The following is an 8,677-nucleotide window of genomic DNA, read 5'->3' as shown; positions in this document are numbered from 1 at the left end:
GTCCATCCCTGTAATTTTCATCAGTACAGATAGTTTCTTCTTGCTTTCGGAAGCAGATATGCTATCTGCTTTCCATGCATACCACATGTTGTCAAAGGCTTTGGTGCCGACTATTTGTGTATCGCTATAGCAGGATGCTACGATTTCAGACATATTGGAAGATTGACCTTTTCTTCCAAGCATCTCTTTGAAATACTTGCCAAACTCTTTAATGCTTTCTATTGGCCAGCCCTGTTTTTCCAGCAAAAGCACCTTGGCTGTAATATCTTCCTGGTACTTCTCCCATATTTTGTCATCTATTGACTTAGGTCTTTTAATGCCGAACATGTTTATAACATCCAGCTCCTTTACCTCCTCCTTTAGCTTTACTCGCCATGAAGCTACCAGGTTTGGATGAAATGCTCCCGCTCTAAATGACTTACCGAGATCCGACAGGGCCGCGTTTATCTGTTCGGCTGTGCTATCTCCGGTGCTGAATAGGTTCTTTGTGGCATTCTCTATATCGTAATATTCCTGCTCTTTTTCTTCCCAAATTTCAAGCATTCTGCGGCTATTATTTGCTAGATGATCATAAAGCGATGCACTTATAATTTGACTTTCTGAATATACTGAAATTGCGGCATACGTAACCGCATTTTCTCGGCAGCGTTTTGCTCTATCCTCATATGCATGTATCCTATTTCTTGCATATTCCTGTCCTTTAAGGATTTTATCTCCATCAAGGAGTTCATCTCCCACGCTGCTCATGAGGGTTTTGTATTCACTTATGTTGTATTTGATAAGTGACCTGATACTTTGTAGTACTGTCTTGTAGTCCGCAATCTGCTGTTTTAGAGCATCGAAGGCTTTCCCCTCGAGTTCGTTGTTATTGATAAATGCGTCTAGCTTCTGCTCTACATTCATGGTCTTCATGGATACATCGTTTAGGTTCTCTATAGCTTCTCTACATTGGGCTTTGATTTCTGCCGGGTCTAAGTAAAAACTTGCACTCATGCTATTGCTTCCTTTCGTGGGATACTTGTAAACTCTTGTTTCCAGGGCTGCTGAAATTATCTACCTTTATTCTCTAGCTCTTTTGCTTCTCTTGTTATTATAAGTTGTTGATATAGCCTATCTTCTTCGCTGAACAATCTCCTGTGTTGACGTTGCACTTCGTTTCTTACTTCATCATCATCGCTAGAGTTCTGCATACGCGCCATACCAAGTGAATCGTAGGTATCATCGATAATACTTATTAGTTCTGTGTCATCATGATTACAAAGTTCATGTCTGGCTTGTTCATTTAGGCGCATACTGTCACTTGCAAAATAATGTTCGTCATCTATTTGATTGCCTATTTTGCACCTCATATATTCTAGTTCATCGTGCTTACTTTCAAACTCTCTGAGTTTGCCTCGTATCTGCTCTTCTGTAAGGTTCTTCATCTTATCTATCCAGCTTTGGGGCTTGTACATGCAACATCGTACTAACATCTCGGTCAAATTCATCGAATTTCACCCCGAGGCTACGTATATTCTGTGCATCTACGGTTAGCACCTCGTCAAAAGTTGATGCAACGCTTTTCACATTGTTATATGCCATTTTGCTGCTTTTATTAGCTGTTATCGTCGATCTACCATCCTGAGAAGCTAATGGACTAAGTCTTATATCACTAGATGCGCCAGTGATGCCGCTTGCTATGGAAGATGTAGTGTCCTTGTTTATTTTTATTGATTTTGTCATTATGAAGTTTCCTATTCCCCTTCTATTTATTCTATTTTGTTTTATTATTTTACCATAAAGTCCTAAATATTATTAGGGCTACAAAAGCACTATTATCTTTAGCAAAACACTATTATTCGGAACATTTTAAATTTTCATTCAATCTACCCCCTTTTCAGATTCTTTTATGGTAGAATTCAACCTATGAAAATCTTAGTAATTACGATGTTTATACTCATGTACGTTGTGATGATCTTCTTCCAGAAGTTCCGCGTACATGCCGCACTGACTTCAGCAGCGGTTTTCTTAATAGCCGACGTGATGTCGCTGGGCACAGCGATTCACTCTGTGAACTGGAACATCTTGCTGATGATATCAGGCACTATGATTCTCGTGCACTATTTTATCGATTCCAAGATGCCGAACAAGCTCGCCGATATACTTCTGGACAAGTCAAAGAACATGATGATGGTTATCATCTTCATGTCGCTTTTTTCCGGCTTTATTTCTGCATTTGTAGACAATGTTGCGACGGTTCTAATGGTAGCACCTGTCGGACTGGCTATCTGCCGAAAGCTCGACGTATCTCCAGTTCCGATGACGCTCTCGATTGCAGTTTCTTCGAACCTACAGGGTGCAGCTACACTCGTCGGCGATACTACCTCGATGATGCTCGCATCTTATGCAAAAATGGATTTCTCGTCATTCTTCGTATTCCACGGCAAACCGGGAATGTTCTTTGCTGTTGAGCTCGGAGCACTGGCAACAGTTCCTGTCATGATGATTCTATTTAGAAAGTACAGACAGTCTGTAGTATCTGAAGAATACACGGATGTTAAAAATCTAATTCCGACATACATGCTGGTCGGACTCGTAGCAACACTTATATTCGTGTCATTCTTTCCTAATAAGCCCGATATAACTAACGGTGCTATCTGTATAACATTTGCAGTCGTTTCCATCATAATCGACTATGCGAAAAAGCGAGACGAAGACCGCACAATTGCCGCTTTGAAGGATGCGGATATCGAGACACTGCTCCTCTTATTCGGACTATTTATAGTAATCGCAGGCCTTACTGAAGTAGGTGTAATCAGTGATCTTTCTGAACTCATTGTGCACACTGGCGGAAGCAACATGTTCCTCCTCTACACGATTATCGTATGGGGTTCGATTTTAATTTCGGCTTTTGTCGACAATATCCCGTACGTTGCAACTATGCTCCCTGTCTTACAAGGTGTAGCTTCGGCGCTGGGGATTGACTCTACGTTACTTTACTTTGGGTTGCTCTGTGGAGCAACGCTAGGCGGGAACCTCACTCCGGTCGGGGCATCTGCGAATATTACGGCAGTCGGCATTTTGAGGAAGAACGGGGAGATCGTAACTTTTGCGGATTTCATGAAAATCGGCGTACCGTTTACGCTGACGGCGGCTACGGTCGGATATGTATTTATCTGGGTTATATACGGCTAGGCGGTTGATATATCCAAAAAACTAAGAGAGTGTCATTCGTATGACTCCCTTTTTTTTGTATTTTGTGCATATAGTTATTTACCATGTATATTTAAAATACATATCTAAAATTGATTTTGATACTTATTGAATATATAATTAACAAACCATATGCTGAAAAACGCAATAATTTTATAAATTTACTATTTTAAAGAAAGGACGTTTCGTATGAAGAATTTGGCGAGATACGTACTAAGTATCACATTAAGTGTAATTCTGGTTTTTTCAGCAATGCCATCGTTAGCGGTGCACGCTGATGATAATCAGGCATTAGCTGGAGCCGGGAAACACCCTATAAGTAAAACCCCTGAAGGATGGCAGGACTTAAGAGAAATTCTTGCCTTCCTTTTAAGCGGTTCCTTCGATAATAACGAAGAAAAAGCTAAAGCGGAATATGAGAAGCTCACTAGACTGGACGGAGATATTCTACTAGGCACAGATACACAGCATAAAGAAATCAAGGCTGTAAATATTAATGATACTATGAATTTTACAGGAACCTTGAAGGTTGATGTTATTAAGAAGGCGGTAGGAATGATAACTCCCGGCGTTGGCGCTTACGCAAAGCTTGATGGAGTGAGTAGTCAGTTCGTGGCAGAATTTGTTATTCCGGACGGAATGATTTACAGCAAAAAACTTACCAAAGATAATGTGAAACTAAAAAATGCGAAAGACATATTTGAAGTAACGGATGTAAAGGTTGAGGGGCAAAAAGTTACAGTAACGATGGATTTCGTTGATCCGATGCTTAAAAAAGCAAATAAAGAAAATAAGCCGTATATTGTTAGGGATTTAAATAATGCTCTAAACAAGGTTAATGGTCAACTGGAGGTTACCATTCCGGGGGTTAAGTTTGACAAAACAAAGGTGAAGCCCGGAGATGTTCTGACTGTGAAGGGAACGCTATCCGGTAATTACAAAATGCAAAACCTTGTTACTGCTCATTATGACCCTCGAATGAGAACATTGCGGAATGAATATTTAAAAGATCCGTCAAAGGTCGAAAAGTTTAAAAACACTATGCCTACTGAATACCAAGATTACCAAACTCAAGTAACAAAACTTGGTCAAGCCGTAGAAGATATTCAAAAACTCGCAGATGAAGTAAAGGCATTAAGGGATGAATTTAATAAGTTTGTTGCTGATAACAAAACAGTAATTGACCGATACCTCAATAACGATCCTTATGATAAAACTCTCTACGAAAATTATTCTGACGACAAGAATTTTGAATTTCCTACAAGTGAACCTTTTAAGATGATGACAGATAGGCTCTATAATAGGACTTATCAGCATGACGGGCATTCTGACATGGATTACGGCAACAAGGCAGCAAACAGACCTGCAAAGGCGTATTCTCTGTATGGTGAGATTAATTTATTAAGTAATAATATCGCTAAAGTTCCAAAATTATATAATCATTGGAGCAGAAATATAAGTGATGAACAAAAGGCTAAAGACAAACCTGTAATAGACAAGCTCGAAGAGATGTTAAATCGTGCACGCGAATTCGGAGACAATGAAAAGGGAAGATTACATGAACTTGCATCGCGAGAATTCGAAGCACGCGACGCTATAGTCGATATGTATATTGACAGTTTTGCATTGCAAGAGCTTCTGACAAATCCTCAATATGGCGGGATAAGATATGATAATGTTGGTGCTTCAGAATATCCTAAGTTATTTATGGGTTGGGATGCGGTTCAATCGGAAGCCGGAAGAGATTCTGTTCTTGAAAATGATGCAAATGCAGATAAAACAGCCATTCAGCTCACAGTAAAAGTAACTGATGAAAAAACAAAGATTCCAGGTAAAATTACAAAAAAGAAGTCTCCGACGACAGGTGATAAAACAAATCTAATCCTCTATACATTAAGTATATTGGTTGCATTAGGAGCCGTAGTCGCTTTAACATTCGTTAGGAAAAGAAAAGTAAGATAGACATAATGCCGGAGCGGCACGTTAGACTCACACTCTCGAGTCTAACGTGCCGCTCTTTTTACCCTATAACCCTCAGATTGGATTCTGTTCAATTATCAAATTTTACTACTGTTCTATCTTCCACTTCTTAGCAAGCTTATCGTAAGTTCCGTTTTCTTTGAGATTCTTTAGACCCTTGTTAATCTTCTTGAGAAGATCCTTATTGTCCTTTTTTACCGCAATCGCAACATCTGCAACGCTGTCCGCCTTCATATCGCCTACAGTCTTATACTTATCTCCCTGCAAGGAAACTATGTCTACAGCAACCGGCTTGTCTAAAAGGACTGCATCAACATCACCATTTTCGAGCTGCTGAAGTGCTGTTGTATTCTGGTTAAGAATTGTTGCCTTGAAAATCTTGCCTTCTTTCTTGAGCTGCTCGGCGATATCCGCCTGAGAAGTACCGGTTTGAGCTGCTACCTTGAGCCCGCTTCCGGAAGTGAAGCTATCCCAACCTGTGATGGTTGTATTGTCCTTCTTGACCAAAACTACGATTCCTGTCTTATAATATGGATCAGAGAAAGCTACCTGCTTAGAACGCTCAGGTGTCACGTTCATACCAGCGATTACGATATCTGTGCTATCCGACTTAAGTGCCGGGATGAGTGCATCGAACTCAAGCGACTCAAACTCAACCTTGAATCCCTGATCCTTTGCAATAGCCTTCATAAGATCCATGTCAAATCCTACTATATCACCATTCTTATTAGTTGTGTCGAAAGGTGGGTATGTCGGCTCTGTTGAAACCTTGTACACTTTGTCCTTGCTTCCACACGCAGAAAGTGTCCCTGCCATAATCAGGCACATCATGAGCGCCAAAATCATTCCAATAATCTTTTTCATCTATTTACCTCTTTCTCTTAAATAATGTTTACTCTAAATAATTTCCCTAAACTCCGCTACTTCTTGGACACTCACTCATAATCGACGTCTCGTACTTGTCTACCTATAGCCTGATGCGTTCCCGGCACTTGGTGAATGGTGATTAACGTTTGAGGATTGGCGATTGACGAGTGTCGAGGCTAGCTTTACGTAAATCAGTTTTGTATTTTTAATAGTTATTATGTATTAATATACTCTTATTAATCTTGGTTGTCAATACATTTTTGAATTTTATTTCATCTTTTCGTTTTTTTATTCAAAGATTGGTTCATTAAATACATAGACCACCACATTTAGGTTAATGCGTATATATCTTTATTTTTAAAACATTCCCATATTCTTAAACAGGAATAGCCAACCGAATATAGTTATAATAGAGAATCCTGTCGTGAATATTACTGCATTACCTGCCAGTTCTCCATCGCTGCCCATGGATTCCGCCATTGTATATGATGATACTGAACAAGGTGCCGCCATCATCACTATAAGAGATACGAATTCAACGTCCCTGAATCCCAGCAATGCCGCCAGAGATAAGCCGATTGCCGGCAGGATTATCAACTTTGCAATGATTACGATGCTGAGGTTTCTTTTTCCCGACTTGACGCTCTTGATATTGAATGAAGCCCCCAGCAAAATCATCGCCATCGGTGTCGTACATTCAGATAAAGAAGAGACTACTCTATCCACTGATCTAGGTATCGTTATATTGAGTCCTATCGCAATACCTGCTGCCACGGCACCGAGGATTATCGGGTTAGTGACAATCTTGCGGAGCATTTTAGAAACACTAGCACGCCCCCCGCGGTAGTATTCTAGGATTATAACCGCCAATACGTTATAGGTTGGGACAATAACTGTGACTAGTATCGCTGTCTTGGATACATTTCCCGCACCACATAAATTTATCGCTATCGGGAGTCCCATAAGCACGAAATTACTCCTATACATAGCTTGAATCATAGCTCCGCGCGTTTCAGGACGTTTCTCCAGTTTGTGAACCACCGGTATGCTGAACGCTATGTAGCAAAGCAGAAATAAAAGTGCAAATATTATTAGTCTTGGATTGAAAGCTGTACCGAGCTTCGCCCCGTAGAGATTCTCGAACATCATCGGTGGAAAGAGCACAATAAAGACGAGGTGATTGAACCTGTGCACCTCGTCGTCATTTATAAGGCCTACTCGTTTCACGAGCATCCCAATTATCAAATAAATCATCAGCGGCATGACCGCATTTATACAAATCCAGAAATTCTGTATCATTATAACCTCGACATGACTAATTCCGCGTATTCACGGCATGTTGCGCCGCCTGCCATTCCCGTCATGCGTAGTCCGAGCTCTTGGTCAGCTGCTTCAAGTGCTGCTTCAAGTTTCTTCGCTTCCTCTGCATATCCCACATGTGACAGCATCATCACCGCTGCCTTGAGCAGACTTGACGGATTAGCATATTCACCCAGCCCCTCTTCAATCATGCGTGGAGCACTGCCGTGGATTGCTTCAAATATCGCATAGTTATTACCGATATTCGCACTTCCCGCAGTTCCTACGCCACCTTGAATTTGAGCCGCCTCGTCAGTAATTATATCACCATACAGATTCGGAAGTACAATAACTTGGAAGTTACTTCTAATATCCTTGTTTACTAGATTAGCAGCCATTATATCTATGAACCACGAATCCGTCTCAATTCCTGGATAATCCTTTGCGACTTCGCGGCAGATATTTAGGAAGTTGCCATCTGTCTTCTTCATGATATTGGCTTTGGTCACAATGGATACACGAGTCTTGCCATTCGCCATTGCATATTCGTAGGCTGCTCGTGCAATTCTCTTTGTGCCTTCATCTGTCGTCACCTTGAAGTCAACAGCCAGCTCCCCCGATATATATTCTCCTCTGCTGCCGAGTGCATACTCTCCCTCAGTATTCTCACGGAAGAAGATCCAGTCAATGCCTTCTTTCGGAATTGAAACCGGTCTGACGTTGGCAAATAGATCAAATGCTTTGCGTAGATAGACGTTTGCACTCTCGATATTCGCTGTATTCATGGCAGCGTTCGGTGTTGTTGTCGGTCCTTTGAGCAGGACATCGCATTCTCTCATCGCTGCCATGACGGAGTCCGGGACTGTCTTGCCGGCGGCGAGGCGATTTTCGAGGGTGAAGCCTTCGATTGGTTTCAGGACTGCGGAGCCGCTGGTAAGTCTGTCCCGGAGGACGACTTCCAGCACTTTCTCTGCTTCGGTCATTATAATCGGACCGATGCCATCACCACCGGCGGTTCCGATTATTACTTTGTTCCCCTTCAAATTATCCGTCAAATGCCCCTCTTTAGCGTCTACAGCTTTATCTTCTCTCTCAGCTCTCATCCGCTGGTTCCTTTCAACCTGCTCACGCAGCATAATCTCAAAATTATCTACAGAACTCTTGATATCGCGCTCTATTTCGGAGCTATATGTCTTCTTATCCATTTCTTATCTCCAAATTCAAAGTCATGCATCTTCAAGTTAAGCACGCACGACTTCAACATTCACGCCCATGATTCTAAACTCAACTAGTTATGGGTTTAAGCGGCGCACTTTTCATAATTTCATCTAGTATCCAA

8 protein-coding genes are annotated in these 8,677 nt (G+C 41.3%); 2 read left to right on the top strand and 6 right to left on the bottom strand.

Annotated features, from left to right (window positions below):
- From AXF17_RS02100 to AXF17_RS02090, 3 genes are all read right to left on the bottom strand, one after another.
- Positions 1-993: T7SS effector LXG polymorphic toxin (locus AXF17_RS02100; protein WP_157682618.1), on the bottom strand; the 993-nt coding region annotated here is incomplete at its 3' end.
- Between the two features lie 56 nt (positions 994-1,049).
- On the bottom strand, positions 1,050-1,454 hold the full coding sequence (locus tag AXF17_RS02095; protein ID WP_157682523.1) for a hypothetical protein: 405 nt from the start codon (positions 1,452-1,454) through the stop codon (positions 1,050-1,052).
- Positions 1,426-1,722 (bottom strand): TIGR04197 family type VII secretion effector, encoded by a 297-nt coding sequence (locus AXF17_RS02090; protein WP_094233599.1) that lies wholly within the window; start codon positions 1,720-1,722, stop codon positions 1,426-1,428. Before AXF17_RS02090 ends, AXF17_RS02095 begins: the two co-directional genes overlap by 29 nt.
- A gap of 183 nt (positions 1,723-1,905) precedes the next feature.
- Between AXF17_RS02090 and AXF17_RS02085 the strand changes: the two genes are divergently transcribed.
- Together AXF17_RS02085 and AXF17_RS02080 are read left to right on the top strand one after the other, a co-directional pair.
- On the top strand, positions 1,906-3,174 hold the full coding sequence (locus AXF17_RS02085) for an ArsB/NhaD family transporter (RefSeq protein ID WP_094233598.1): 1,269 nt from the start codon (positions 1,906-1,908) through the stop codon (positions 3,172-3,174).
- 207 nt (positions 3,175-3,381) lie between these two features.
- A complete protein-coding gene (locus AXF17_RS02080; protein ID WP_094233597.1) occupies positions 3,382-5,154 on the top strand; it encodes a hypothetical protein in 1,773 nt (590 codons plus the stop codon).
- A gap of 105 nt (positions 5,155-5,259) precedes the next feature.
- On the opposite strand, the gene AXF17_RS02075 is transcribed toward AXF17_RS02080, so the two are convergent.
- The 3 genes from AXF17_RS02075 to AXF17_RS02065 form a co-directional block, all read right to left on the bottom strand.
- Entirely contained in the window at positions 5,260-6,036 is a 777-nt protein-coding gene (locus AXF17_RS02075) for a basic amino acid ABC transporter substrate-binding protein (RefSeq protein WP_094233596.1), read from the bottom strand.
- 360 nt (positions 6,037-6,396) lie between these two features.
- Positions 6,397-7,338 (bottom strand): AEC family transporter, encoded by a 942-nt coding sequence (locus AXF17_RS02070; protein ID WP_094233595.1) that lies wholly within the window; start codon positions 7,336-7,338, stop codon positions 6,397-6,399.
- On the bottom strand, positions 7,338-8,543 hold the full coding sequence (locus AXF17_RS02065; protein WP_094233594.1) for an isocitrate/isopropylmalate family dehydrogenase: 1,206 nt from the start codon (positions 8,541-8,543) through the stop codon (positions 7,338-7,340). The genes AXF17_RS02070 and AXF17_RS02065 overlap by 1 nt, the downstream gene beginning before the upstream one ends.
- Positions 8,544-8,677: the final 134 nt, after the last annotated feature.

This window comes from Mogibacterium pumilum, from assembly GCF_002243385.1.
GTDB classification, from domain to species: domain Bacteria; phylum Bacillota; class Clostridia; order Peptostreptococcales; family Anaerovoracaceae; genus Mogibacterium; species Mogibacterium pumilum.
This window is presented reverse-complemented; position numbering and strand designations above follow the sequence as displayed.

Coding starts and splice junctions, on each gene's coding strand:
- AXF17_RS02095 (WP_157682523.1), bottom strand. CDS start 1,454: ATGTACAAGCCCCAAAGCTGGATAGATAAGATGAAGAACCTTACAGAA.
- AXF17_RS02090 (WP_094233599.1), bottom strand. CDS start 1,722: ATGACAAAATCAATAAAAATAAACAAGGACACTACATCTTCCATAGCA.
- AXF17_RS02085 (WP_094233598.1), top strand. CDS start 1,906: ATGAAAATCTTAGTAATTACGATGTTTATACTCATGTACGTTGTGATG.
- AXF17_RS02080 (WP_094233597.1), top strand. CDS start 3,382: ATGAAGAATTTGGCGAGATACGTACTAAGTATCACATTAAGTGTAATT.
- AXF17_RS02075 (WP_094233596.1), bottom strand. CDS start 6,036: ATGAAAAAGATTATTGGAATGATTTTGGCGCTCATGATGTGCCTGATT.
- AXF17_RS02070 (WP_094233595.1), bottom strand. CDS start 7,338: ATGATACAGAATTTCTGGATTTGTATAAATGCGGTCATGCCGCTGATG.
- AXF17_RS02065 (WP_094233594.1), bottom strand. CDS start 8,543: ATGGATAAGAAGACATATAGCTCCGAAATAGAGCGCGATATCAAGAGT.